This is a genomic window from Phenylobacterium sp. VNQ135 (genome assembly GCF_049445735.1).
Classification (GTDB): domain Bacteria; phylum Pseudomonadota; class Alphaproteobacteria; order Caulobacterales; family Caulobacteraceae; genus Phenylobacterium.
In genome coordinates, this window is record NZ_JBMSDS010000002.1 from 126,892 (window position 1) to 150,993 (window position 24,102).

The window sequence follows — 24,102 nt, forward strand, 5'->3', positions numbered from 1 at the left end:
TCGGCCGGTACGAGGGATGCCGAATGACACTGCAGCAGGCCCTGGCCTTCGGGCTGGTGGGCGTGACCATCGCCGCCTTCATCTGGGGGCGGTGGCGATACGACGTGATCGCCGTGACCGCGCTGCTGGCGGGCCTGGCCATCGGGGTCGTGCCGACGGACAAGGCGTTCGCCGGCTTCGCCAACGACGTGACGGTGATCATCGCCTGCGCCCTCGTGGTCAGCGCCGCCTTCGCGCGGTCCGGCGTCGTCGAGACGGTCCTGCGGCCCCTGCTGCCCTACCTGACCAGCGCCCGGACCCAGGTGCCGCTGTTCACGGCCGTGGTCGCCCTGCTGTCGATGGTGACCAAGAACGTCGGCGCGCTGGCCTTGATGATGCCGATCGCCCTGCAGGTCGCCCGCCGCACCGGCACCGCGCCCTCCTGCCTGCTGATGCCGATGGCGTTCGGCTCGCTGATCGGCGGCACCGTGACCCTGGTCGGCACCTCGCCGAACATCCTCGTCTCCGAGGTGCGCGAGCAGATCCTGGGCCAGCCCTTCGGCATGTACGACTACGCGCCGGTGGGCCTCGGGGTGACGGCGCTTGGGCTGGTGTTCCTGGCGTTCGGCTACCGCTTGCTGCCGAGGGCCCGGGTCGCGGCGGAGACGCTCGACGCGGCCATCGAGACCGCGCCCTATTTCACCGAGGTGATCGTTCCCGAGGACTGGACGCTCGAGAAGCGGACCGTCGCCAGTCTGCATCGCCTCGCGAGCGGCGACGTGACCATCGTAGCCCTCATCAGGGACGGCAAGCGCCGGCCCTCGCCCGCGGGCAATCTGCGCGTCCGCTCGGGCGACATCCTGCTGCTCGAGGGCGAGCACCGCGAGCTGGACGACTTCATCAGCCGCGCGCGGCTTAAGCTGACCCGGGCCGATCGGCCGGTGTCGATGGAGGAGCCCACGGAGGAGGTGCGGATCGTCGAGGCGGTGATCAGCCCCGACTCGTTGCTCGTCGGCCGCTCGGCGAAGCAGGAGGACCTCTACGGCCAGCAGAACGTCAACCTGCTGGCGGTCAGCCGCTCGGGCTACCGCACCAGCAACGAGCTGAAGGGCGTGCGCCTACGGGCCGGCGACATCATCGTCCTGCAAGGCGGCGAGCGGACGCTGCCCGGCGCCTTGAAGGCCCTCGGGGTGCTGCCGCTGGCGGAGCGCGAGCTGCGGCTGGGCGGCATCCGCAAGCAGATCCTGCCGACCCTGATCCTCGGCGCGGCGATGATCCTGGTGGCGGTGCAGGTGGTGCCGGTGGCGGTCGCCTTCTTCGCCGCCGCGGTGGCGATGGTGCTGTCCGGCGCGATCCGCATGCGGGAGGCGTACAGCGCTCTGGATGGACCAGTCCTGGTCCTGATCGCGGCCCTGATTCCGGTGTCGGACGCGATCCGGGCGACGGGCGGGGCGGACCTGGTGGCCTCGACGCTGGCGCACATCTTCGCCGGGCGACCGCCGATCCTGGCGCTAGGCGCGGTGATGGCCGTCGCCATGGCCGCCACGCCGTTCCTCAACAATGCCGCCACCGTGCTGATCGTCGCCCCGATCGGGGCCGCCCTGGCCAAGCTTTTGGGCCTGAACCCGGACCCGTTCCTGATGGCGGTGGCGCTGGGCGCAGCCTGCGATTTCCTCACCCCCATCGGCCACCAGTGCAACACCCTGGTCATGGCGCCTGGCGGCTACAAGTTCGGGGACTATCCCCGCCTCGGCGCGCCGCTGACGGCCCTGGTGCTGTTCGTGGGGACGCCGCTGATCGCGGCGGTGTGGCCGCTGCAGGGATAACCGTTCACAGGTTCGTGAGCGGGCTGTGGACGGCGCCATGCAACCGATTGATCTGCCGAGGGAGGAGGCCCAACGTTAACGTCTCGTTTACGAAAAAGGCTGTGGGCGGACGGGTCGCCTCATTGACGAGTCATTAGCCTAGTGTCCCCATATGTGGGCTGGTTCGGGGGCTGAACCACAAGATGTAGGGACGAGGGGCTGAGTAGGGACGATGAGCGAAGCGGCGAAGGTTGGGATTGCCGAAGGTGCTGAACGAGCGGCCCCGCAAGCGGCGGCGAAGCCGCAGCTCCAGCTGGTGCGGAAGGTCGAGGTCGATCGCAGCCGCGACGCGCTGCTGACCGATTTCGGCAAGACGACGCTGGAAGACCGCTACCTGCTGCCGGGCGAAAGCTACCAGGACATGTTCGCCCGCGTCGCCACGGCCTTCGCCGACGACGCGGACCACGCCCAGCGCATCTACGACTACATCTCGAACCTCTGGTTCATGCCGGCGACGCCGGTGCTGTCGAACGGCGGCGCCTCGCGCGGCCTGCCGATCTCGTGCTTCCTGAACGCCGTGCCCGACAACCTCGACGGCATCGTCAGCGTCTGGAACGAGAACGTGGCGCTCGCCTCGAACGGCGGCGGCATCGGCACCTACTGGGGCGGCGTCCGCTCGATCGGCGAGAAGGTGAAGGGCGCGGGCCAGACCAGCGGCATCATCCCGTTCATCCGCGTCATGGACAGCCTGACGCTGGCGATCAGCCAGGGCTCGCTGCGGCGCGGCTCGGCGGCGGTCTATCTCGACATCCACCACCCGGAGATCGAGGAGTTCCTCGAGATCCGCAAACCTTCGGGCGACTTCAACCGCAAGAGCCTCAACCTCCACCACGGCCTGTCGATCACCGACGAGTTCATGGAAGCGGTCCGCGACGGCGCCATGTTCGGCCTGCGCTCGCCGAAGACCGGCGAGGTGATCCGCGAGGTGGACGCCCGCTCGCTGTGGCAGAAGATCCTCGAGATCCGCCTGCAGACCGGCGAGCCTTACCTGATCTTCTCCGACACCGTGAACCGGGCGATGCCGCAGCATCAGCGCGAGCTCGGCCTGTCGGTGCGCCAGTCGAACCTGTGCTCGGAGATCATGCTGCACACGGGCAAGGACCACCTGGGCGCCGAGCGCACCGCGGTCTGCTGCCTCTCGTCGGTCAACGCCGAGAAGTTCCTGGAGTGGCGCGACCACCCGACGTTCATCGAGGACGTCATGCGCTTCCTCGACAACGTGCTGGAGGACTTCATCCAGCGGGCGCCGCCCGAGATGAAGAACGCGGTCTATGCCGCCAAGCGCGAGCGCTCGGTGGGCCTGGGTCTGATGGGCTTCCACTCGTTCCTGCAGGCCCAGAACGTGCCGTTCGAGAGCGCCCTGGCGAAGAGCTGGAACATGCGCCTCTTCAAGACCCTGCGCCGCCAATGCGACGCGGCCTCGCGCACCCTGGCCGCCGAGCGGGGCCCCTGCCCCGACGCCGCCGAGCGGGGCGTGATGGAGCGCTTCAGCCACAAGATCGCGATCGCGCCCACGGCCTCTATCTCGATCATCTGCGGCGGCACCTCGGCCGGCATCGAGCCGATCCCGGCCAACATCTACAGCCACAAGACCCTTTCGGGCACCTTCGCGGTCAAGAACCCCTACCTGGAGGCCCTGCTCGACGAGAAGGGCCAGAACACGCCGCAGGTGTGGGACTCGATCCTGCAGAACGAGGGCTCGGTGCAGCACCTCGAATTCCTCAGCCAGGACGAGAAGGACGTCTACAAGACCGCCTTCGAGATCGATCAGCGCTGGGTGATCGAACTGGCGGCCGACCGCACGCCGGACGTCTGCCAGTCGCAGTCGGTGAACGTCTTCCTGCCTGGCGACGTCGACAAGTGGGATCTGCACATGCTGCATTGGACGGCGTGGGAGCGGGGCTGCAAGTCGCTGTACTACCTGCGCTCCAAGTCGGTGCAGCGCGCGGCTCACGCCGGCGGCGAGAAGGCCGAGGTCGTCGACATGAGCGGCGCGGCCAAGACCGACTACGAAGAGTGCCTAGCCTGCCAGTAGGCCGGCCGACCCGAAGACCCTTCTCCGATCTTCAAGGCAGGGGCTGGCGGAAACGCCAGCCTTTTCCTTTGGCTGGATGGTTAAGGCCGCAAGCCGATCGTGGCGGACCGGAAAGTGCAATGATCTTTTGGGCTTGTGCCGGCCGCCATTCATGGAAGTATGCCCGCCAAGGATCCGCCACATAAGGCGGGCTGGGAGAGACGCATGGTGCGGCGAGCGGTCTTCATGGCCGTCGTGCTGGGATGTGGCGCAGCGACCGCTGCCGCCGCCCAGGACTTTGCGCCCATCGGCGCGCCCCGCGGGCAGCCGCTGGTCGCAAGCGCGGCCGACCGGCTGGCCAGCGCCGCCTTCCTCGACCGCGAGAGCTATTCCCCGGACGCGGGCGTCACGCGCCGGCGCTCCGGCGAGGTCACCCTGGCCGCCGGCGGCGGGGCGGTCGATTCCCTTCGTATCGGCGTCGACGAGAGCCTCAGGGGCCTGCCGCTGCCGGCGCTTCGCGACGAGTTCGACACCGGCGCTTACGACGTCACCCTGATCCGCTCGTGGCCGCGCGCCATCAACTTCAGCGACGGCAAGCTGCAGTTCGACGTCTCGCCGCACGCCGGCGTGGGCGTGGGCTCGCGCGGCGGGTCGGCCGAGGCGGGGGCGACCCTGACCGTCGGCCAGAAGCGCGAGAAGCAGGCCGTCGAGGCCCTGAAGGACATCGGGGTCCGCGAGGGGACCGAGTACGGCGACAAGGGCCGCTGGTACCTGTTCGCCGCCGCAAGCGGCCGGGCCGTCGGGCTGAACATGCTGCGCAACGAGGGTGACTGGAGTCGCGGCGACTGGACCACCGACGACACCGGCGAGCTGGTGGGCGACGCCCACGTGGGCGTCGGCTGGCGCAAGGGCGACATGCAGAGCTCGTTCGGGGTCATCCACCGCGAGGTGAAGGGCAACCACATGGTCTTCGGGCAGCACACCCGGGACGACACGGTGGCGGCGTTCACGTTCTCGATCCGGCCGCAGAACTAGCGCCGAAAACCTGTCCGAATCCTGTGGCTGACAGGCTTCGCATCGAGAAGCGGAGCTGTTCATGGCGCGATTCCTCCTGGCCCTTTCGGCTGCGGCCCTGCTGCTGGGCGCCTGCGGACACAATGTGGAGCAGCGGGCGGCGACCGGGGCCGTGGCGGGCGCGGTGGTCGGCGGCCCGGTGGGCGCCGCGGTGGGCGCTGGCGTCGGCGTGGTGGTGAGCCGGTCGCAGGATCGGTGAGCCGGCGGCGCTGCTCTCTCGGACCACGAACGAACACGAACGGGTCGGCGTGAGCCGACACCTCCCTCGAGCCGTTGTGGCCGTGCTTGTCTCGGCCATCCAGATGCGCGGGCGCGGCCGCGTGCGAGCGGCTTCGTATTTTTGAACCACGAACGAACACGAACGCACACGAACGGGTCGGCGCATGCGGTGCGAGCCCGGAAGCGCATGCGCTTCGGGAGGAAGGCGCGCCGGCGGCGCGCGATAGGGCCGAAACTCTGAGGGACGAGGACGAACCAGACCGTTCGTGTTGGTTCGTGTTTGTTCGTGGCTGAACCCCGCGGCGGCGGGTTCAGGCGGAGCTTTGGAAGGGGGAGTGGGTTTGAGCCCCCTCCACCGCTTCGCGGTCCCCCTCCCCCTGTGGGGGAGGATAGAGGACGGCCTTGAAGCCGAGGGCCCGGATCACGCGGGCAACCTGCTGTTCGAGGGGCAGGTGGATGAAGGCGGGGTCTAGGGCTTCGTAGTCGAGGATGCGGTCGAGCTTCTCGGCGAACTCGTCCTCGTCCTCTTCCTCCCAGTCGATCTCGCGCCAGGTCAGCGTCTGGACGGTGTTGCGGATGCGGTTCCAGGGCCGCTCGGCTTCTTCGCGGGCCGCACTCTCGGCGCGGCGGGTCTCCTCGCGGTCGAGCGAACGGATGTCCTTCCGCAGCTTCACGCGCAGCGCATAGGTCAGGCGGATGGAACGGGCGCAGCGGTCGAGGGGCTCGGCCAGAGCCTGGAGCTCGGCGGCGTCGTCAGCAGCCTGGATGCGGCCCTGGATCTTCTGGATCAGCGCGAACTGGACGTCGGCCACCGCCGCGAGGCGGGCGTCGATCTCTTCCAGCATGTCGGCATCGCTGATCATGAACAAAAGTAGAACACGAAAAGCGACGAACGCCAAAAATTATTTTGCGCAAAGCAAAGGGCCCGGCGTCGCCGCCGGGCCCTCGCTTAATTTCCGACTGTCGTCGGCGACCGAGATCAGAAGTTGATGTCGATCGTCGAACGGCGGTTCAGCGGTTCCTTCACGCCGTCGCCGGTGGCGACCGCGGGCATGGTCTCGCCCTTCCAGTCGACCGACAGGGCCGTCTGGTTCACGCCCGAGCCGACCAGCGCGTCGGCCACGGCCTTCGCACGACGTTCCGACAGGCGGACGTTGTAGGTCTGCGAGCCCGAGGTGTCGGCGTGGCCGACGACCACGACGCGGGTGGCGTTGCCGCTCTTGGCGTAGTTCGCGGCTTCCGAGACCACCGTCTGGGCTTCCGGCGTCAGCACGTACTGATCGAACGGGAAGTAGACGATGAACTGCTTGGCCTCGTAGGCCGGCGCCGGCGGAGGCGGCGGGGGCGGAGGCGGCGGCGGGGGAGGCGGCGGCGGCGGGGGCGGCGGCGGCGGCGGCGGCGGAGCCGCGAACGAGTACCGCAGGCCCAGCGTCACCGACGAGTCGCGGTATTCGCCACCGAACACGCCCGGCTGCAGGCCGCCAGCGGCCGAACCGGTCGAGGCGAAGTCGAGATCCGAACCGCCGAGGTAGCGGTAGGTCAGGTCGACGTTCAGACGGTCGGTCGCCTTCCAGGCCAGACCGGCGATCAGTTGCCAGGCGAAGGCCGTGTCGTCGTCGTCGATCGTCAGGTTCTGGATGGCCGGGTTGGCGGCCGTGATCGCCGTCGGGATGTTCGAGAACTGACCGACCGTCTCCATGGAGACGTGGTTGATCCCGATGCCGCCGCCGATGAACGGGTTGATCGTGGAGCCCGGGAGGATGTCGTAGATGACATTGCCCATGACCGTCCACGAGGTCACGTCGCCGTCCGGCGAACCGCAGGTCGGGGCCGCAGCCGTCCGGGTCACGCCCGGGGTGCAGAGGCCGAGGACCGACTGGTTCGAACCGCCGCGGACCGACTCGATGTCGCCGCCGCGGTAGCCGAGCTCGAGCTCGACGCGCCAGTTGTCCGTCAGCTGATAGCCGAGGCGGGCGAACCCGGCCCAGTCATCTTCCTGATTGAAATCCCAGATGTAGGGATTGCCGTTGGCGGCGTTGTTCGAGCTTTCGAGCTCGAACTCTTGCGGCCAGTGGTACCCAAGGTCCACGGCGCCGTACCAGCCGACTTGCGCCTGCGCGGCGGAAGCGGCGAAGGCCGCAGCCATCGCAGCGCCTGCCAGGAGTTTCAACTTCATAATCAGAGCCCTCTCGTTGCCCTCAGGTGGTGCGGCCAATCGACCCAGCCGCTCTTATAACAAGGCCGTTGGATTGCGTAAGTGTCGCCGAAGCCACACTCCCACCCCAATCTGGCCCCCCTCTTCCGACCTTCACCAGGACGCTGAACAACACCTTAACAGTGATCGGTGTCGTCGGGAGAGTTAATCCCGCTCCAGCGACCCGGCCGCAGACCAGGCTTTCGCCCGGCCAGCCGGAAAATCTCAGTTCGAACACCTCCGCTGTTCAAGGCCAAGCTTTACGCCCGAGCCGTCGAATGCTGGCCGAAGCCACTGGAAGTATTTGTGAAGCATCAACAGAGACGCAGGCTGGCGCAGCGGGTCCGCACCCGCGGCCGCGCGCTCGAAAGCCTGGCCTCCCGCCGACATGAACCCCTCGCCTGACCTGTGCGCCCCTGTCGCGCCTTCGCCCTCAACGGGTATGGTGACGCTTAGTTCCCGAAGATGAACGTCGGCTGACAGATTTTTTTTCATCGCCGAAATGAAGGCGCCGTTTCGACCCGGCCGCCCGCACCGGTCCCGCGACCTTCACCTACCCGCCAGCCCGGCGGAAGCGACGAGTCCGGCCGCCCATCGAGTCTGGCCGATTGAGCGCCGCGCGGAATTCGTCGCGACGCTCATGGATGGAGGCGATCACCAGCCCCATCGGGATGCCGATCTCCACCAGCACGGCCTCGGAAAGCTGCAGGCTGGCCTCCACCGTCTCGGGCACGGCGTCGGTGGCGCCGAGGTCGTAAAGCCGCTGGGCGTGGCGGGCGTCGCGGGCCCGGGCGACGATGGTGAGGTCAGGCCGGAGGCTACGAGCGACGGCGACGATCGATTCGACGCCCTCAGGGTTGTCCATCGTCACCACCACGGCCGGCGCGTCGACGAGGCCGCAGCGCTGTAGAAATTCGGGACGGGCGGCGTCGCCAAAATAAATCGCCTCTCCGGCCCGGCGGCCCTGTTCCACCAGCCGCGGGTCGAGCTCGGCGGCCACCCAGGGGATCTGGTGACGCTTGAGCATCTCGCCGACCAGCCGCCCGACCCGACCATAGCCGACTATGAGCACCTTGGGCTCGGCCGCATCCTCCTCGCCATCCGACGGGCCCAGGCCGGGCTCGGGCTCGGGCTCGGGCGGGAGCTCGGAGGGGGCGATCCGGCGGCCGCCCACGCGCACGCTGACATTGGCGAGCAGCGGGATGCAGAACATCGACAGGGTGGCGGCCACGAGCGCGGTCTGGCCGGCCGTGCGCTCCACCAGCCCGCCGCTCATCGCCTGCCCCAGGATGACGAAGGCGAACTCGCCCGCCCCGGCGAGCAGCAGGGCGGCCTCGGCGGCGGCGCGGGTCTTCAGGCCGAAGAGGCGGGCGAGGCCGAAGACCACCGCGGTGTTGAAGGCGATCATGGCCGTGGCGGCACCCAGGATAATCGCCGGCCGCTCCAGGAGCAGGGGCACGTTCAACTGGATGCCGACCGAGATGAAAAACAGGCCGAGCAGCAGGCCCTTGAACGGCTCCACCCGCACCTCGACCTCGTGGCGGAACTCGGTCTCGGCCAGCAGCAGGCCGGCGATGAAGGCGCCCAGCGCCATGGAAAGGCCGGTGAGCGCGCTGACCAGACCCGCGCCGATGACCACCAGCAGGCAGGCGGCGAGGAACAGCTCCTCGCTCTTGGCCTTGGCCACCGAGCGCAGCATGGGCCGCAGGAGCAGGCGCCCCATGACCAGCAGCAGGACGACGCCCAGAACCGAGGGCGCGAGGGAAAAGAGCAGACGCTGGCCGAGCGCGTCCTGGTCGCCCCGGCTCAGGAGGGTGAGGGTGACGAGGATCGGCGCCACCGCCAGGTCCTGGAACAGCAGAACCGAGAAGGTGGCCCGACCCGCCTGGGAATGCTGGCGCTTCTGTTCGGCCAGGATCGGCATGACGATGGCGGTGGACGAAAGCGCGAGCGCCGCGCCGATCGCCAGGGCGGCGACCAGGGGTTGGCCCGCCAGCAGCGCCACGGCGCCGGCCGCGCTGATGCAGACGCCGACCTGCAGGGCGCCAAGGCCGAACACCAGCCGGCGCATCGCCCGCAGGCGCTCCCACGACAGCTCCAGCCCGATGGTGAAGAGCAGGAAGACGACGCCGAGCTCGGCGAGCTGGGACAGCTCGGCCGGGTTGTCGATGGTGATGATCTCCAGCCAGCCGAACTCGCGGGCCAGCGGCGCCAGGCCATAGGGTCCGAGGAGCACGCCGGCCACGAGGAAGCCGAGGATCGGGCTGATCCTCCAGCGGCGGAACAGGGGGACCACGACGCCGGCGGTGGCGAGGAACAGGACGACGTCCTTGTAGGCGCCGGCTTCGACGTGGCCTTCCATTCGCTCTCCCGGTTGGACTGGCGCGCGAGTATGGCGCCCGCAACGCGCTTGCGGAATCCCGGGTTCGGTTTAGAGGCAGGTTCCGTGGGACCGTCGCCGAACCAGGCCGTCGATGCGCGCACCGAACGCCGGGCGATGATCGCCCTCGTGGCGGTGTTCGCCCTGCTGGTCCAGTTGCTGGCGGCCATGCCGGCCATGGCGGCCCGGCCCGGCGCGCCCTTCGGCGACAAGCAGGCGATCTGCACCAGCCACGGCCTGCAGATCGCGGGCGCCGGCGACGCTTCGGACGACGGGCCCCGTGACGGCCCTGGCGGCGATGCGAGCGGCTCCTGCGGCCACTGCGCCTGCCCGCCCGCGGACGCCGCGCTCGCGCCGCCGATGCTGCTGGGGGCCGCGAAGCGCTTCGCCTACGCCGCCGATGTCGCACAAGGCCTCGCGATCCAGGGCCCGCCGCCCGCCCGGGGACCGCCGCGTCCCTTCGGCCAGGGACCTCCTGCCCCGAACGCCTGACGACGACGCTGCGCCCGCGAGCCCGCCTCGCCGCGCCTCATCTCTCACGTTCGGAGACGACACATATGGATCTGGATAGCCTGCGGCCGCGACGCCGCGTCCCTGCCCGGCGACGGGCGCCCTTCGCCGAAAGCCGTCACATGGCCCTCCTGAAGCTCACCCTCGCCGCGGCGTTGGCCGCCCCGTCCATCGCCCTGGCCGCCCCGGCTGTGACCGACGCCTGGAGCCGGCCGGCCGCCGCCGGGATGACGGGTGCGGGGTTCATGACCCTGACCAACCCGGGCAAGGCGCCCGACGCCCTGACCGCCGTGGAGAGCCCCTGGGCCAAGACGGTGGAGATCCACCGCTCGATGATGAGCGGCGGGATGAGCAGCATGCAGAAGCAACCGCGCGTGGCCCTGGCGCCGGGCGGCCGCGTGCTGTTCGCACCGGGCGGCTATCACCTGATGTTCCTGGAGCTGAAGCGGCCCCTGAAGACGGGCGACCGCCTGCCTGCGACGCTGGTCTTCGCCAGCGGGGCGAAGGTGAAGGCCGAGTTCGAGGTGAGGGTAAGCGCGCCGCCGAGCGGCCACGCACATCACTGATATCTAACCAAAATGTAACGAGCGAAGCGGCGGCGGCCGGGAGCATGGTCGCCGCCAAACGCCTCATCGAGAGAGACTGCCCATGAAGACCGCCTGGCTCGCCGCGTGCGCGGCCGCCGCCCTGCTGGCCGCCGCGCCTGCCGCCTTCGCCGCCGACACCGCCGCGACGACGGCCGTTCCCAAGGACCTGACTAAGGCGCCGCGCATGGGACCGTGGGGCTTCGACGCCAGCGGTCAGGACACTTCGGTGAAGCCGGGCGACGGCTTCTTCCGCTACGCCAACGGCAAGTACCTGGACCGGATGGAGATCCCGTCCGACCGGTCGAGCTACGGCGCGTTCAACGCCCTGGACGAGCTCTCGCGCGAGCGCATGCGCGCGGTCGTGGAGAAGGCCGCCGGCCACCGGAACGCGTCGGGCGCCGAGGGCCAGGTGGGGACGCTGTACCGCAGCTTCATGGACGAGGCCCGCGTCAACGCCCTGGGCGCCAAGCCGCTGGCGGCCGATCTCGCCAAGGTGCGGGCGGCGGCGACGCGCTCGGACATCGCCCGGCTGATGGGCGAGACCTCCAAAGGCTTCGGCCAGAGCGTGTTCTCGGCCCAAGTCTATGACGACGCCAAGGACCCGCTGAAGTACGCAGTCTATCTGGGCCAGGGCGGCCTGGGCATGCCCGACCGTGACTACTACCTCGTCGAGCGCTTCGCGCCGCAGAAGGCGGCCTACGAGGCCTATGTGGCGAAGATCCTGACGCTCGCCGGCTGGCCGGACGCGCAGGCGCACGCCAAGGCCATCCTCGAGATGGAGACCGAGATCGCCAAGGTCTCGTGGACCCGGGCCGAGCGCCGCGACGACGACAAGACCTACAACCGCTATGAGGTGAGCCAGCTACCGGGCTTCGCGCCGGGCTTCGACTGGAACGCCTTCCTGGCCGGCGCGGACCTGGGCCGCGCCAAGCGGGTGATCGCATCCGAGAACACCGCCTTCCCGAAGATCGCGGCGATCTACGCCAAGACGCCGGTGGACACGTTGAAGGCGTGGCTGGCCTTCACCACCGCCGACCAGGCGGCGCCCTACCTGTCGGACGACTTCGTGAACGCCCGCTTCGAGTTCCGCTCGAAGACGCTGTCGGGCACGCCGGCCCAGCTGCCCCGCTGGAAGCGCGGCGTGAACCTGGTGGACAACAACGTCGGCGAGGCGCTGGGCAAGCTCTACGTCGACGCCTACTTCCCGGCCGAGTCCAAGGCCAAGATGGAGGCCCTGGTCGGCGACCTGAAGACCGCCATGGGCGCGCGCATCGACCGTCTGGAGTGGATGAGCCCGGCCACCAAGGCCAAGGCGCACGAGAAGCTGGCCAAGTTCCGGGTGAAGATCGGCTACCCCGACACGTGGCGCGACTACTCGGGCCTGACGCTGAAGGACGACGACCTCTACGGCAACGTGGAGCGCGCCTCGGCCTTCGAATGGGCCCGGCAGGTGAACCGGCTGGACAAGCCGGTGGACCGCGACGAGTGGGAAATGACCCCGCCGACGATCAACGCCTATTACTCCTCGACCAAGAACGAGATCGTCTTCCCGGCCGCCATCCTGCAGCCGCCCTTCTTCGACCCCGAGGGCGACCCGGCCATCAACTACGGCGGCATCGGCGGGGTGATCGGCCACGAGATCAGCCACGGCTTCGACGACCAGGGCCGCAAGTCGGACGGGGACGGCCGGCTCGCCGACTGGTGGACCGCCGAGGACGCGGCCAAGTTCCAGGCCCAGGCGGCCAAGCTCGGCAAGCAGTACGAGGCGACCGAGATCCTGCCGGGCGCGCGCATCAACGGCGACCTGACCATGGGCGAGAACATCGCCGACCTGGCGGGGCTGCTGCTGGCGCTGGACGCCTATCACCTGTCGCTGAAGGGCAAGCCCGCGCCGACGATCAACGGCCTCTCGGGCGACCAGCGGGTGTTCCTGGGCTGGGCGCAGGTGTGGCGGGCCAAGTACCGCGACGACTTCATGAAGCAGATCCTGGTCTCGGATCCGCACGCGCCGCCGCAGGCCCGCGTTGAGGTGCCGATGAAGAACATCGACGCCTTCTACGAGGCGTTCGGCGTGAAGCCCGGCCAGGCGATGTACGTGCCGCCGGAACAGCGCGTTCGCCTTTGGTGATGCGAGACCGGTCCCTCCCCTTCGGGGGAGGGATTGTCTTTTGACTCTTTCGTCAAAAGTTGTGGCTTGCCAGAAAAGATTCGGCCCGCTGAGGGGGATAATCTCAGCGGGCCGTCTTGAGCAGTCGCTCTGATTGAGCGGGCGTTTCCTCCCCGAAACGCCGGAGACCTTCGGACTTACGCCGTCATGTCTCTCGCCTGATGACAGAACGGCAATTTTCACCCTGAGTCAACGGCCCAGGCAGAGGTTCTCCGCAAGCTTCGATCAGAATTTCGCGATCGTAAGAAAATTTACGCCGTTATTTTGACGGAACCGTCAAAAGTTCTCGCCTCAGGGTGTCGAACGGCGGGCAGCGCACGTCGAAGACGAACTCCGGCCGCGCGGCGGTCACCGGGCCAAGGCCCGCCGCGGTCAGCGCCTGGGCGGCGTCGGCGATTCCCGCGACATCGACGAGGAGCCCGTTCGGCCGCCGCGAAGCCCCGCGGGCCACGAGGGCGTCCACCACCCCTTCCTCGGCCGCGTCGCCGCGAGCGGGCCAGATCAACGTCGCCGAACGCAGGGCGGCGGCGCGGGCCTCCACGAGGCGCAGCAGGCGCTCGGCGGCGGCCAGGGCCGTCTCGCTCCACGTGGCGCGCAGCGAGGCGGCGAGCTGGGCCTGGCTCTTCAGGATGACCCCGTCAGCCAGCACCTTCAGCCCGTTGGCCACGAGCGTCGCCCCGGTGGTGGTGATGTCGACGACGAGCTCGGCCGAGCCCGCGGCCGGAGCCCCCTCCGTCGCCCCACCCGATTCGACGATGCGGTAATCGACGACGCCGTGCCGGGCGAAGAAGGCGCGGGTCTGGGTCAGGTACTTGGTGGCCACCCGCATGCGGCGGCCGGTGCGCGAGAGGTACTCGTGCGCCACCTCCTCGAGGTCGGCCATCGTCTCGACGTCGAGCCAGCTCTTGGGCGCGGCGACGACGAGGTCGGCGCGGCCGAAGCCCAGGGCGCGCAGCAGCAGGACGCGGGCCTTGAGATCCTCGCCGCGCTCGCGCAGCAGATCCTCGCCGGTGATCCCCAGGTGGACCTCGCCCGCATCGAGCGCGTCGGCGATGTCGCGGGCCGAGAGCAGGCGGACCTGGGCGCCGTCTACGCCCTTCAGGGCGGCCATGTAGCCGCGCGATCCGCCGGACACGCTCAGCGACAGTCCGCTGTCGGAGAGCCAGGCCTCCACCTGCTCCTTCAGGCGTCCCTTGGACGGGACGGCGATGATCAGTTCGTCGCTCATGCTTCGCCCTCCGACCACGCGCGCCAGGGCCGGACCATGCAGCCCACCGCCCGGCCTTCCCCGCCGCCCAGGCGGCCCAGGAGGCCGTCGTAGCGGCCGCCGACGGCGACCGGGCGATCGGCGCCCAGGGCGTCCGAGACCACCTCGAAGGTGAGACCGTCATAGTAGTCGAAGGCATGGCCGAGCGCGGGGGCGAAGGACATGCGGTGCGGATCGGCGACCTTGGCCAGCGCCTCCAGCCGCCGCGCCCAGGCGGCAAGGGCGGCCTTCAGCGCCTGGTCCTTGCGGCCGGCCAGTTCGCCCACGCGAGCCAGCGCCGCGTCGGGGGCGTCGTCGATGGCCATGAAGGCGCGGATGGCGGCGGCCTGCTCTTCGGTGAGCGCGGGCGCCGAGGCGGCTTCCGCCTTGCGGACCAGCCGGGCGGCGATCTCGGCGGGACCGCGGCCGCCGACGGGCTCGACGCCGGCGAGGCTCCAGACCTCTTCCAGCAGGGCGCCGGCCTGAGCTTCCGAAAGGCCCGAGAGAATCCCCGCGAGCGTACCGCCCTGGGCCGGGGCGGCTTCGCCGACGCGGGCCAGCTCGGCCTGCAGCAGGCGCGGGCGGCCGGCGACGCGCTTCAGCCGGGCGGCCAGCGCGTCCGCCAGCGACAGGCTCTCGATGAACGGGCCGAAGAGGCCGACGTCGCCCAGGCGGAGCGTCAGGTCGGAACGGCCGCCGGCCACGGCCGAGCGCCAGGCGAGGCCCGCGATCTCGGCGTCGGCGGCCTCGGTCGCCTCGCCGGCCGGCGAGAACAGCTCCAGGCCGACTTGCAGGAACTCCTCCGGCCGCTCGGCGCCCGACGAGGCGCGGAAGGCTGTCCCCTCATAGGCGTAGCGCCCCTCGCCGCCTCCGGCCTCGATGTGCTGGCGGGCGATGGCGACCGTGAAGTCGGGGCGGAGGCAGGCCTCGGCCCCGCCCTCGGCCTGGACCACGAACAGCCGGGCGCGCATCGCCTCGCCCGCCAGATCGAGCAGCAGGTTGAGCGGCTGGAGCAGGGGCGCATCGGCGCGGGTCGCGCCGGCGGCCTCAAGGGGCTGACGGATGGCGGCGAGCGCCGCCTCCGGAACGGGCGGCTCGACGCGCATCAGCCGGCGTCCAGGATGCGGCGGAGCGCCGGGACGAGATCGGCGCGCGGAATGGTCTGCTGCCCGGGGCGCTGCTCGCGCCATTCGGCGTTGTCCGCGACCTTGCTGGCGAGTTCGCGGCCGAGGTCGAGGTCCTTCACCGTGACTGTGCCGGCGGCCAGCTCGTCCTCGCCGACGATGACGGCGGCGGGCGACAGGCGGCGGTCGGCGTACTTCATCTGCGCCTTCATCCCTGACTGGCCGAGATAGACCTCGGCCGGGATGCCCGCGGCGCGGATCTCGCCCGCGAGGGCGAAGTAGTCGGCCATGCGGGCCTGGTCGAAGGCGATGACCACCACGGGGCCGCGGAATGCTTGCGCGGCGTCGCGGCCGGCGGCGCGCAGGGCGGCGGCCAGGCGCGAGACGCCGAAGGAGAAGCCGGTGGCCGGCGTGCGCTCGCCGGTGAAGCGGGCCACGAGGTCGTCGTAGCGGCCGCCGCCGCCGATGGAGCCGAAGGTGACCTTCTGGCCCTTCTCGTCCGTCGTCTGGAGCAGCAGTTCGGCCTCGAAGACGGCACCCGTGTAGTACTCGAGGCCCCGCACGACGGCGGGATCGACGATGGCGCGGTCGGCACCGACGCCGAGCGCGGTGAGCGCCGCATCGATGGCCGCCAGCTCGGCCAGGCCCTCGTCGCCTTCCGCCGAGCCGCCGACCACGTCGGCGAGCTTGGCCAGGGTCTCGGCCCGGCCGCCGACGCCGGCGGCGGTGAAGGCGAGCACGCGCTCGGCCGCCGCCGCGTTCAGGCCCGCGCCCTTGGTGAAGGCGCCGCTCTCGTCCATGCGGCCCTCGCCCAGCAGCAGGCGGACGCCGTCGGGGCCCAGGCGGTCCAGCTTGTCGACGGCGCGCAGCACGCCGAGCTTCTGGCCCTCGTCCGTGACGCCCGCGGCGGCCATCAGGCCGTTGAGGAGCTTGCGGTTGTTGATCTTGATGAGCGCCGAGCCCGCCGGCAGGCCCGCGGCCTCCAGCCCCTGCACCGCCATGGCGATGATCTCGGCGTCGGCCTCGGGACGGGCCGAGCCCACGGTGTCGGCGTCGCACTGGACGAATTCGCGGAAGCGGCCCGGGCCCGGCTTTTCGTTGCGCCACACCGGCCCGTAGGCGTAACGGCGGAAGGGCTTCGGCAGGGTCTCCCAGTTCTGGGCGGCGAACCTCGCCAGCGGCGCGGTCAGGTCGTAGCGCAGCGCCATCCACTGATCGTCGTCGTCCTGCAGGGCGAACACGCCCTCGTTCGGGCGGTCGGCGTCGGGCAGGAACTTGCCCAGCGCATCGGCATATTCGAAGGCGCCGGTCTCCAGCGGCTCGAAGCCCCATTGCTCGTAGACGCCCGAGACGGCGGCCAGGATGCGGCGCTCGGCGACCACGTCGCGGGCGCGGCGGTCGACGAACCCGCGCGGGGCTCGGGCTTCGGGGCGTTGGGGCGCGTCGCTGGACATGCCCGGGCGCTTACCGGCTGCGGGAGCGTCACTCAAGGCAGGAAGGTCGGTCATCGTCGTCTCTCGGGAAGTCTGAGGGACGGACGGGCGCTTGTCTCAAGGAGGCCCCGTCCGCTTGGGCGGGGCTTCGGGGGCGGTGCGTCTTAAGCCACGCGGCCGCCGTCCGAACCCGCCGGGGTCGGATGGTGGTGATGGCCGTGATGGTGCGCGAACCGCGTCATGACGGGCGGCGTATAGCGGACCTCCATCCTGCTGTCATCCCGGCCGCAGCGAAGCGGAGAGCCGGGACCCAGAGGCCGTGCGCACCGCGCCTGGGTCCCGGATCGGCCTGGGCCGTCCGGGATGACGTGCTGTGGGGCCTACCGCAGCCGCGCGATCAGGGCCTGGGTGGACGGGTCGTGGGGGTTGGACGCGCTGCCGTCGAGGTCGGCGAGGACGCGGGCGGCCAGCGTCTTGCCGAGTTCGACGCCCCACTGGTCGAAGCTGTTGATCTCCCAGAGCACGCCTTCGACGAAGGTCTTGTGCTCGTAGAGCGCGATGAGCGCGCCCAGCGCCTCGGGGGTCAGGCGCTCGATAAGGAGGAAGCTGGTCGGCCGGTTTCCCGGGAAGTGACGCTGGGGATCGTCCGGCATGGCGCGGCCGATCATCAGGGCCTCGGCCTGGGCTATGGCGTTGGCGAGCAGCTTCTTCTGGGCGGCGGGATCGCCCTCCGAGCCCTGGGCCACGGCGAGGATGTCGACGGGGATGACGTCGGTCCCCTGGTGCAGGAGCTGGAAGAAGGCGTGCTGGCCGTTGGTGCCGGCGTCGCCGAAGACGGACGCCGCGGTGGCGTGCGGCGCGGGACGGCCGTCGGCGGTGACCCGCTTGCCGTTGGACTCCATCTCGAGCTGCTGGAGGAAGGCGGCGAACAGGCGAAGCCGCTGGGCGTATGGGACGACCGCGCGAATGGGGCGGCCCAGGCCATTGCGGTTGAAGACGTGGGCCAGCGCCAGCATGACCGGGGCGTTGCGCTCCAGCGGCGCCTCGCGGAAGTGGGCGTCCATGGCCGCGGCGCCGGCGTGCAGGCGTTGGAAGACGTCGTATCCCAGCGCGATCGCGCAGGAGAGGCCGACCGCCGACCAGATGGAATAGCGGCCGCCGACCCAGTCCCAGAAGCCGAACACCTGATCGGCCGGAACGCCGAAGGCCTTGGCCTTGTCCGGAGCGGCGGAGACGGCGACGAGGTGGGCGTCGGACGCCTGGCCCAGGGTCTCGCGCAGCCAGGCGCGCGCGGTCTCGGCGTTGGCCAGGGTCTCAAGGGTTGTGAAGGTCTTGGAGACCGTGACCAGCAGCGTCTCGGCCGGATCGAGGCCGGTGAGCGCCTGGGCGAGTTCGTTGGGATCGACGTTGGCGGCGAAGCGCAGCTCGATCTGCGGCTGGAGCGGCTTCAGCGCCTCCCAGATCAGGCGCGGGCCCAGGTCGGAGCCGCCGATGCCGATGTGGACGATCGCGCGGAACGGCTTGCCCGTGGCGCCGACCTTCTTGCCCGAGCGGATGGCCTCGGCGAAGGCGCGCATGGCGGCGCGGGTGGCCTCGACCTCGCGCGAGACGGGGACGCCGTCCGCCTTGAAGTCCGCGCCGTCAGGGGCGCGGAGCGCCATGTGCAGGGCGGGCCGCTTCTCCGAGGCGTTGACGATCTCGCCGGCGAACAGGCGGTCGCGCGCGGCCTCGACGCCCGCGGCGCGGGCGAGACCCAGGGCCGCGTCGACGGCGGCCCGGTCCCACGGCTGCTTCGAGAGGTCGAGGACGAGGCCGGCGGCCTCCAGCGTCAGCCGCTGCAACCGGTTGGGTTCGGCGTCGAAAAGACCGGCGATCGGCTTTTCGGCGCAGGCGTCGGCCGCCGCCGTCAGGGCGCGCCAGGCGGCGTCGGTGTTGGTGGTCAAGGTCCTACGACTCCAGAGTTCAATCTCGTGCCGTCATCCCGGCCGCAGCGAAGCGGAGAGCCGGGATCCAGGCGGTTCTGCAGTACGACGGCCCCTGGGTCCCGGGTCGCCTTCGGCGCCCGGGATGACGTGGAATTTGATCAGTCCGCCGAGGCGTACTTAACGCTGCAGCCGTAGGGCTTGGTTGCAGCCTGGGCGACGGGACGGCCGGCCTTCACGTCGGCGAGGGCAGCCGTGACGTAGTTCTTCGCGCCCTTGAGGCTGGCCGGGTCCGACGACGGCTTGTCGTCGATGCCGCCCATGTAGGCGAGCTTGCCGGCCTTATCGACGATGAACATGTGCGGCGTGGTCTTGGCCTCGTAGGCGCGGCCGACCTCGCCCGACGGGTCGAGCAGAACGGCGGTGGAGTGCGCCTTCGCCTTGGCCTTCCAGGCCTTGGCGCCGGCGCCGTCCAGATGGCCCTGCATGTCGGGAGCCGAGGAGACGACGGTCAGCCACACGACGCCGTCCTTGGCAGCCTGGCTTTGCAGGCGCTGCATGGCGCCCGAGTTGTAGTGCTTCTGGACATAGGGGCAGCCGTTGTTGGTCCATTCGAGGACCACCGTCCTGCCCTTGAACTCGGCCAGCGAGCGGGTCTTGCCGTCGGCGTCCTTGGCCTGGAAGGCGGGCGCCGGCTGGCCGATCACCGGAGCGGCGACGGCCGGCGCCGAGATGGCGGCGACGGCGGCGGCGAGGGCGACAACTCGGAACATGGGGGAGGCTCCTGGCGTCTTGAGGGTTCAGCTCGGCTTTCCGGCGGCGTCGAGGGCCTTCACCACCGCGCCTTCGGTGAGGATGGCGGGCAGGATACGCGGCTGGGCGCCGTCCTTGCCATACACGAGATAGAGCGGCACGCCGGCGCGGCCGAAGCGGGCCAGTTCCTCGGCGATGACCGGGTCCTTCTTGGTCCAGTCGGCTTTGAGGTAGGCGACGCCGTTGCGGGCCATGGCCTCGGCGACGCCCTTGGTGGAGAGCGCCACCCGCTCGTTCACCTGGCACGAGACGCACCAGGCCGCCGTGTAGTTGACGAACACCGGCCGGCCGTCGGCCTGCAGGGCGGCGAGGCGCTCGGGGCTGTAGGGCTCGTAGGCCGCGCCCTCCGCGACTGTGTCGGCGGCGGCTCCCGCCGGGGCTTCGGCGTAACTGGGGCCGACCACGGCGGCGATGGCGATGACGGTGAGCGCGCCGGCGGCCACGGCCTGGGCCACGGGCCGGCCGCCGAGGATGGCGCGCCGCTGGGCGATGCCGGCCAGCCAGGCGGCGAGCGCCAGGACGACGGCGGCGGCGAACAGGCGGGCGAGGCCGTCGGCGCCGGCCTGCTGGGTCAGCACCCAGGCGAGCCAGGCGGCGGCGGCGTACATCGGGAAGGCCAGGGCCTTGCGGAAGGCGTCCATCCAGGGGCCGGGCTTGGGCAGGCGGGCGAGCAGGCCGGGCGCGAAGGCCACCGCGACGAACGGGGCGGCGAAACCTAGCGCCAGGGCGGCGAACACCACCAGCGCCGCCACGGCCGGCTGGGCCAGCGCCCAGCCCAGCGCCACACCCATGAAGGGCGCCGTGCAGGGAGCGGCGACGACCACGGCCAGGACGCCGGTGAAGAACGCGCCGGCCACGCCGCCGCGCGCGGCGGCGCCCGAACCCACGTTCTGGAGCGAGCCGCCGATCTCGAAGACGCCCGAGAGGTTGAGCGCCACGGCCAGCATCAGGAGCGCCAGGAAGGCCACGACCGGCGGCGACTGCAGCTGGAAGCCCCAGCCGATCTCGGAGCCCGCCGCCTTGAGCGCGATCAGCAGGCCGGCCAGGGCCAGGAAGGTGACGAGGACGCCGGCGCCGAAGGCCAGGCCCTCGCGCCGCGCCGAGGCCGAGCCGCCGTGGCTGGCGAGCGAGGCGGCCTTCATGGCGAGCACCGGGAAGACGCAGGGCATCAGGTTGAGGATCAGCCCGCCCAGGAGGGCGAAGGCGGCGTAGCCGAGGAGGCCGAGGCTTCCGCCGGCGGCGCCGTCCGCCTTCGCGGGCGGCGGGCCGAGGCCGGCGGCGCCGGCCGGGGCCGGGCCCCTGGCGGCGGTGAGCTCCACGGCCCGGTCGCCGAAGGTCAGCACGCCGGCGAGTTCAGCGGGGCCTTCGCCGGCCTGGAAGTCGACGCCGGGCGGCAGGGTCAGCGTCAGGCCTTCGGGGCCGCGCTCGACGGGCTGGGGCTTGGCATGGTCGATCGCCGTGCCCGAGAACGGGAAGAAGTAGGCGTCGGCCAGGTCGACGCCCTTCACGACGGAGCCGGCGATCGCGAGCTTCAGGCCGGCGGCGTCGTTGGTGAAGGCGGCGGTGAGGCCCGCGGGCCTGGGCGTGGCGGCCAGCGCCTTGTCGATGACCGGACCCCACTGGCCGTCGGGCGGCGCGGGCGCGGCGGTGACCGGCAGGTCGAGCGTCAGGTCGGCGTTCTCCGGCACGCAGATCTCGGCGCAGACGAGGAAGGTGGCCTTGGCCTTCAGGCTGACGGTCTGGCCGGGCGTGGCGTTCGCCGGCGCGGTGACGGGGACCGGCAGGACCACCTGGCCCTCGAAGCCGTAGTTGACCAGCGGGCCGACCGGCAGGCGGTGCGGCTTCGGCCAGACGATGTCCCCGGCGGTCCAGCCTTGCGGGAGCTCCCAGGCGATGGCGGTGGGCTCGCCGCTGTCGCCCGGATTGCGCCAGTAGGTGTGCCAGCCGTCCTGGATCTTCTGGACGAGGGCGACGTGGATCGTCTGGCCGGGCGCGATGCCGCGGGCCTGCGGGGCCAGCTCGGCGGTGAGGTGGCCTGTGTTCACCGGCGCGGCGTGCGCCGTTCCGAACATCGCCAGGGCGGCAAGGACGCCCGCCAGCAACCGCATCGCCACTCCTTCGAAGGACAACCTTCAGCAGATACGGCCGCTATATGGCCTGCGGATTTCGGCTGCGCAAAGGCGGGGGCTCGACTTCGGCTTCCGGCGTTGTCCATTCTCACGCCAGATTCCAGCCAGGAGAGGACCCCAAGTGCCCGCCAGCTTCGACGACATCGAGATCGGCCAGGTCGTATCGCTGGGGGCCTGCGCGGTGGACCCCGGGGCGCTGGCGTCGTTCTGCGGAGCCTTCACGCCCGGCTGGGCGACCGAGCGCGGCGCGCCCGACGCGATGATCTATGCGCTGTGGGCCAAGCTGGACGCGGCGGCGGGCGCGGAGTGGCCGCAGACCAAGCGCCTGGGGGTCGACGCCCTGCGCTGGATGCGCAACCCGCCGGCCGGCGAGCTGCTGCGGGGCCGGATGACCATCATGGCCAAGGATCCCGTCGGCGACGGCAAGGGCATCGTCATCGCCCAGCACGACCTGCTGGACGAGGCCGGACGCCTGGTCTTCTCGTGCCTCACGCGGAGCGTGTTCAGCCGATAAGGCATGAAAAAGGGCCGGAGCGGCGCCCCGACCCTTTCCGAGTTCTCAGAGCCTTACGCGTTCGCGGCGGCGGGCTGCTGGACCTGACGGGCCATGGCGATGGCGATCAGGCGGTCCCAGCCGACCAGCGACAGCAGGTGGGCGTAGATCTGGCCGAGCGCGCCGTTGTCGCGCAGCTCGATGATCTTGTCGGCCGGGAGCTTGTTGAGCTTGTCCTCGGACACGCCGAAGTACTCGGCGATCTTCTGGGGCTGGCCCTGGCTGCCGTCCGGGTTGGTCGGGGTGAACTGGGCGGTCTTGGTCTCGAACAGGTCGAGGTCCTTGAGCAGCTGGACGAAGCTCATCGTCCGCTGACGCTCGACCTCGAAGTTGTTGCAGAACTCGATGCACTGCTGGGTGTATTGCGTGGGTTCGCCCTTGTCGTCGAAGAAGGACAGGTCGCCGCCCTCCACCACGAACTCGGCCTCGCGGTCGACGCAGAGCACCATCTGGTTGTTGGCGGTGTCGTTGGCGAACACGAACGGATAGCGGCGGACGTAGGCGGGGATGTAGACGCCCGGCTCGAAGAGGCCGTTGTCCTGGACGAACATGTTCTCGCCGGCGTTCAGGCCCATGACCGCGATCGGCAGCTTCTCGTCGCCGACGAAGATGATCGGGCCGGTGACGGCGGCCAGCGGGAACTCGCCGACGGTCAGCGGGATGGCGTGGCCGGCCTTGGCGAACTTGAACGGGCCGTCCATGCGCTTCACGCCCAGCTTCCCGTGCAGCTCGCGGGCCAGCGGTTCGGGCTTGTTGTAGAACAGGACGCTGCCGGTCAGCTCGCCGCCTGCGGGCAGTTGGGTCGTTTCGGACATCGGAACCTTCGAAAATCTCTGGAGCGCCCGACGGAAGCCTCCTCAAGGTCCGCCCGTGCGCGAAGTCGCCGCTTCTAGCCGATCCGAAGGGGGGCGGCAAATGCGGCCGTCCGCGCTTGCCTGCCCCGCCGCAAAGCCCTTCAATCGCGGAAAGACCTCAAGGGGGAGCGCGTCCGTGCCGATCTACTATCCCGACATCCTCGAGAACCCGCCCAACGCCTGGACCTTCACCTACGGCGACAAGGACGTGATGCTGTATGCGCTCGGGATCGGGCTGGGCGCCGACCCGATGAACCGCGACGAGCTGCCGTTCGTTTACGAGCGCGAGCTGAAGGTGGTCCCGACCGCGGCGACGGTGCTGTCCTCGGCCGGCGTGGGACGCGCCGAGCGGACGCCGACCGCCGCGCCGCGGGAAGGCTGGCGGCAGAGCGAGATCAACTACCTGATGGTCGTCCACGGCGAGCAGAAGGTCGAGCTGCACAGGCCGCTGCCGGATTACGGGACCTTCACCGCCGAGATGCGGGTGGTCGGCGCCTACGACAAGGGTCCCGGCAAGGGCGCGGTGATCGTCAACGAGACGGTCTGGACCAACGCCAAGGGCGAGAAGGTCGCCACCCTGACGAGTTCGACCTTCGCCCGCGGCGACGGCGGGTTCGGCGGGCCCAGCGACGGCGCGCCCGAGCCGCACGTGGTCCCGGACCGCGCACCCGATGTCTCGGTCGACTTTACGACCCGTCCGGACCAGGCGCTGCTCTACCGCCTGAACGGGGACCGCAACCCGCTGCACTCCGACCCCGACGTGGCCAAGGCGGCGGGGTTCGAGCGGCCGATCCTGCATGGGCTGTGCACCTACGGGATCACCTGCCGGGCGGTGCTGCAGGAGATCACCGGCTTCGATCCGAGCGTGATCCAGAGCCATCAGGTGCGGTTCTCGGCCCCGGTGTTCCCGGGCGACACGATCACGGTGGACCTCTGGCGGGATGGGAACGTGATCTCGTTCGAAGCCCGGGTTAAGGAACGCGGCGTGACCGTGATCAAGAACGGCAAGACCGTCCTTCGAGCCTGAGGAAGATTCCGT

General features: G+C 70.4%; 20 protein-coding genes and 1 pseudogene. 11 read left to right on the forward strand and 10 right to left on the reverse strand.

Going from position 1 to position 24,102, the window contains the following annotated elements:
• The first annotated feature begins 23 nt into the window (after nt 1–23).
• The 4 genes from ACO2Q0_RS06315 to ACO2Q0_RS06330 all read left to right on the forward strand — a co-directional run bounded on the left by ACO2Q0_RS06315 (nt 24) and on the right by ACO2Q0_RS06330 (nt 5,131).
• Entirely contained in the window at nt 24–1,805 is a 1,782-nt protein-coding gene (locus ACO2Q0_RS06315) for an SLC13 family permease (protein ID WP_423350654.1), read from the forward strand.
• A gap of 211 nt (nt 1,806–2,016) precedes the next feature.
• Nucleotides 2,017–3,879 carry a ribonucleoside-diphosphate reductase subunit alpha gene (locus ACO2Q0_RS06320; RefSeq protein WP_423350655.1) on the forward strand — a complete coding sequence of 621 codons (1,863 nt, stop codon included), beginning with the start codon at nt 2,017–2,019 and terminating at the stop codon, nt 3,877–3,879.
• Nucleotides 3,880–4,083: 204 nt separating this feature from the next.
• Nucleotides 4,084–4,893 (forward strand): lipid A-modifier LpxR family protein, encoded by an 810-nt coding sequence (locus ACO2Q0_RS06325; protein WP_423350656.1) that lies wholly within the window; start codon nt 4,084–4,086, stop codon nt 4,891–4,893.
• Between the two features lie 61 nt (nt 4,894–4,954).
• Nucleotides 4,955–5,131, forward strand: coding sequence for a hypothetical protein (locus tag ACO2Q0_RS06330; protein WP_423350657.1), 177 nt, complete (start codon nt 4,955–4,957; stop codon nt 5,129–5,131).
• A gap of 331 nt (nt 5,132–5,462) precedes the next feature.
• On the opposite strand, the gene ACO2Q0_RS06335 is transcribed toward ACO2Q0_RS06330, so the two are convergent.
• From ACO2Q0_RS06335 to ACO2Q0_RS06345, 3 genes are all read right to left on the reverse strand, one after another.
• Nucleotides 5,463–6,014: a hypothetical protein gene (locus ACO2Q0_RS06335; protein WP_423350658.1), complete on the reverse strand. Its 552-nt coding sequence runs from the start codon at nt 6,012–6,014 to the stop codon at nt 5,463–5,465.
• A gap of 116 nt (nt 6,015–6,130) precedes the next feature.
• Entirely contained in the window at nt 6,131–7,327 is a 1,197-nt protein-coding gene (locus ACO2Q0_RS06340; protein WP_423350659.1) for an OmpA family protein, read from the reverse strand.
• 571 nt (nt 7,328–7,898) lie between these two features.
• Nucleotides 7,899–9,707: a cation:proton antiporter gene (locus ACO2Q0_RS06345; RefSeq protein WP_423350660.1), complete on the reverse strand. Its 1,809-nt coding sequence runs from the start codon at nt 9,705–9,707 to the stop codon at nt 7,899–7,901.
• Nucleotides 9,708–9,791: 84 nt separating this feature from the next.
• Between ACO2Q0_RS06345 and ACO2Q0_RS06350 the strand changes: the two genes are divergently transcribed.
• From ACO2Q0_RS06350 to ACO2Q0_RS06360, 3 genes are all read left to right on the forward strand, one after another.
• Nucleotides 9,792–10,217 (forward strand): DUF2946 family protein, encoded by a 426-nt coding sequence (locus ACO2Q0_RS06350; protein ID WP_423350661.1) that lies wholly within the window; start codon nt 9,792–9,794, stop codon nt 10,215–10,217.
• Nucleotides 10,218–10,357: 140 nt separating this feature from the next.
• The gene (locus ACO2Q0_RS06355) at nt 10,358–10,801 is read left to right on the forward strand and encodes a copper chaperone PCu(A)C (RefSeq protein ID WP_423350662.1); all 444 of its coding nucleotides are present in this window, start codon (nt 10,358–10,360) and stop codon (nt 10,799–10,801) included.
• A gap of 82 nt (nt 10,802–10,883) precedes the next feature.
• Entirely contained in the window at nt 10,884–12,950 is a 2,067-nt protein-coding gene (locus ACO2Q0_RS06360) for a M13 family metallopeptidase (RefSeq protein ID WP_423350663.1), read from the forward strand.
• Nucleotides 12,951–13,248: 298 nt separating this feature from the next.
• Here ACO2Q0_RS06360 and hisG read toward each other — a convergent pair whose 3' ends face one another.
• From hisG to hisS, 3 genes are read right to left on the reverse strand one after another with little or no spacing between them, the layout of a single operon-like run.
• Nucleotides 13,249–14,217, reverse strand: coding sequence for an ATP phosphoribosyltransferase (hisG, locus tag ACO2Q0_RS06365; protein ID WP_423350664.1), 969 nt, complete (start codon nt 14,215–14,217; stop codon nt 13,249–13,251).
• Entirely contained in the window at nt 14,214–15,341 is a 1,128-nt protein-coding gene (locus tag ACO2Q0_RS06370; RefSeq protein WP_423350665.1) for an ATP phosphoribosyltransferase regulatory subunit, read from the reverse strand. Before ACO2Q0_RS06370 ends, hisG begins: the two co-directional genes overlap by 4 nt.
• Nucleotides 15,341–16,813 (reverse strand): histidine--tRNA ligase, encoded by a 1,473-nt coding sequence (gene hisS, locus ACO2Q0_RS06375; protein ID WP_423350666.1) that lies wholly within the window; start codon nt 16,811–16,813, stop codon nt 15,341–15,343. The genes ACO2Q0_RS06370 and hisS overlap by 1 nt, the downstream gene beginning before the upstream one ends.
• 247 nt (nt 16,814–17,060) lie before the next feature.
• Here hisS and ACO2Q0_RS06380 point away from each other — a divergent pair.
• A pseudogene (locus tag ACO2Q0_RS06380) lies at nt 17,061–17,169 on the forward strand (hypothetical protein); the annotation flags it as partial.
• Nucleotides 17,170–17,172: 3 nt separating this feature from the next.
• Here ACO2Q0_RS06380 and pgi read toward each other — a convergent pair.
• Nucleotides 17,173–18,735: a glucose-6-phosphate isomerase gene (gene pgi / locus ACO2Q0_RS06385; RefSeq protein WP_423350667.1), complete on the reverse strand. Its 1,563-nt coding sequence runs from the start codon at nt 18,733–18,735 to the stop codon at nt 17,173–17,175.
• Here pgi and ACO2Q0_RS06390 point away from each other — a divergent pair.
• Nucleotides 18,728–18,898, forward strand: coding sequence for a hypothetical protein (locus ACO2Q0_RS06390; RefSeq protein ID WP_423351568.1), 171 nt, complete (start codon nt 18,728–18,730; stop codon nt 18,896–18,898). The genes pgi and ACO2Q0_RS06390 overlap by 8 nt on opposite strands.
• Here the strand turns inward: ACO2Q0_RS06390 and ACO2Q0_RS06395 are convergent.
• Both ACO2Q0_RS06395 and ACO2Q0_RS06400 read right to left on the reverse strand, forming a co-directional pair.
• Entirely contained in the window at nt 18,876–19,487 is a 612-nt protein-coding gene (locus ACO2Q0_RS06395; protein WP_423350668.1) for a thioredoxin family protein, read from the reverse strand. The two genes, ACO2Q0_RS06390 and ACO2Q0_RS06395, sit on opposite strands and share 23 nt — an antisense overlap.
• A 27-nt stretch (nt 19,488–19,514) precedes the next feature.
• On the reverse strand, nt 19,515–21,635 hold the full coding sequence (locus tag ACO2Q0_RS06400) for a protein-disulfide reductase DsbD family protein (protein WP_423350669.1): 2,121 nt from the start codon (nt 21,633–21,635) through the stop codon (nt 19,515–19,517).
• 142 nt (nt 21,636–21,777) lie between these two features.
• On the opposite strand from ACO2Q0_RS06400, the gene ACO2Q0_RS06405 reads away from it, so the two are divergent.
• Nucleotides 21,778–22,170, forward strand: coding sequence for an acyl dehydratase (locus tag ACO2Q0_RS06405; protein WP_423350670.1), 393 nt, complete (start codon nt 21,778–21,780; stop codon nt 22,168–22,170).
• A gap of 53 nt (nt 22,171–22,223) precedes the next feature.
• On the opposite strand, the gene ACO2Q0_RS06410 is transcribed toward ACO2Q0_RS06405, so the two are convergent.
• Nucleotides 22,224–23,024, reverse strand: coding sequence for a SapC family protein (locus ACO2Q0_RS06410; RefSeq protein WP_423350671.1), 801 nt, complete (start codon nt 23,022–23,024; stop codon nt 22,224–22,226).
• A gap of 175 nt (nt 23,025–23,199) precedes the next feature.
• Between ACO2Q0_RS06410 and ACO2Q0_RS06415 the strand changes: the two genes are divergently transcribed.
• Nucleotides 23,200–24,090 carry a MaoC/PaaZ C-terminal domain-containing protein gene (locus ACO2Q0_RS06415; protein ID WP_423350672.1) on the forward strand — a complete coding sequence of 297 codons (891 nt, stop codon included), beginning with the start codon at nt 23,200–23,202 and terminating at the stop codon, nt 24,088–24,090.
• The last annotated feature ends 12 nt before the right edge of the window (nt 24,091–24,102 follow it).

What these genes read in the sequence shown, in the direction of transcription:
- ACO2Q0_RS06315 (WP_423350654.1), top strand. Translation starts at nt 24, where the DNA reads ATGACACTGCAGCAGGCCCTGGCCTTCGGGCTGGTGGGCGTGACCATC.
- ACO2Q0_RS06320 (WP_423350655.1), top strand. Translation starts at nt 2,017, where the DNA reads ATGAGCGAAGCGGCGAAGGTTGGGATTGCCGAAGGTGCTGAACGAGCG.
- ACO2Q0_RS06325 (WP_423350656.1), top strand. Translation starts at nt 4,084, where the DNA reads ATGGTGCGGCGAGCGGTCTTCATGGCCGTCGTGCTGGGATGTGGCGCA.
- ACO2Q0_RS06330 (WP_423350657.1), top strand. Translation starts at nt 4,955, where the DNA reads ATGGCGCGATTCCTCCTGGCCCTTTCGGCTGCGGCCCTGCTGCTGGGC.
- ACO2Q0_RS06335 (WP_423350658.1), bottom strand. Translation starts at nt 6,014, where the DNA reads ATGATCAGCGATGCCGACATGCTGGAAGAGATCGACGCCCGCCTCGCG.
- ACO2Q0_RS06340 (WP_423350659.1), bottom strand. Translation starts at nt 7,327, where the DNA reads ATGAAGTTGAAACTCCTGGCAGGCGCTGCGATGGCTGCGGCCTTCGCC.
- ACO2Q0_RS06345 (WP_423350660.1), bottom strand. Translation starts at nt 9,707, where the DNA reads ATGGAAGGCCACGTCGAAGCCGGCGCCTACAAGGACGTCGTCCTGTTC.
- ACO2Q0_RS06355 (WP_423350662.1), top strand. Translation starts at nt 10,358, where the DNA reads ATGGCCCTCCTGAAGCTCACCCTCGCCGCGGCGTTGGCCGCCCCGTCC.
- ACO2Q0_RS06360 (WP_423350663.1), top strand. Translation starts at nt 10,884, where the DNA reads ATGAAGACCGCCTGGCTCGCCGCGTGCGCGGCCGCCGCCCTGCTGGCC.
- hisG (WP_423350664.1), bottom strand. Translation starts at nt 14,217, where the DNA reads ATGAGCGACGAACTGATCATCGCCGTCCCGTCCAAGGGACGCCTGAAG.
- ACO2Q0_RS06370 (WP_423350665.1), bottom strand. Translation starts at nt 15,341, where the DNA reads ATGCGCGTCGAGCCGCCCGTTCCGGAGGCGGCGCTCGCCGCCATCCGT.
- hisS (WP_423350666.1), bottom strand. Translation starts at nt 16,813, where the DNA reads ATGTCCAGCGACGCGCCCCAACGCCCCGAAGCCCGAGCCCCGCGCGGG.
- ACO2Q0_RS06395 (WP_423350668.1), bottom strand. Translation starts at nt 19,487, where the DNA reads ATGTTCCGAGTTGTCGCCCTCGCCGCCGCCGTCGCCGCCATCTCGGCG.
- ACO2Q0_RS06400 (WP_423350669.1), bottom strand. Translation starts at nt 21,635, where the DNA reads ATGCGGTTGCTGGCGGGCGTCCTTGCCGCCCTGGCGATGTTCGGAACG.
- ACO2Q0_RS06410 (WP_423350671.1), bottom strand. Translation starts at nt 23,024, where the DNA reads ATGTCCGAAACGACCCAACTGCCCGCAGGCGGCGAGCTGACCGGCAGC.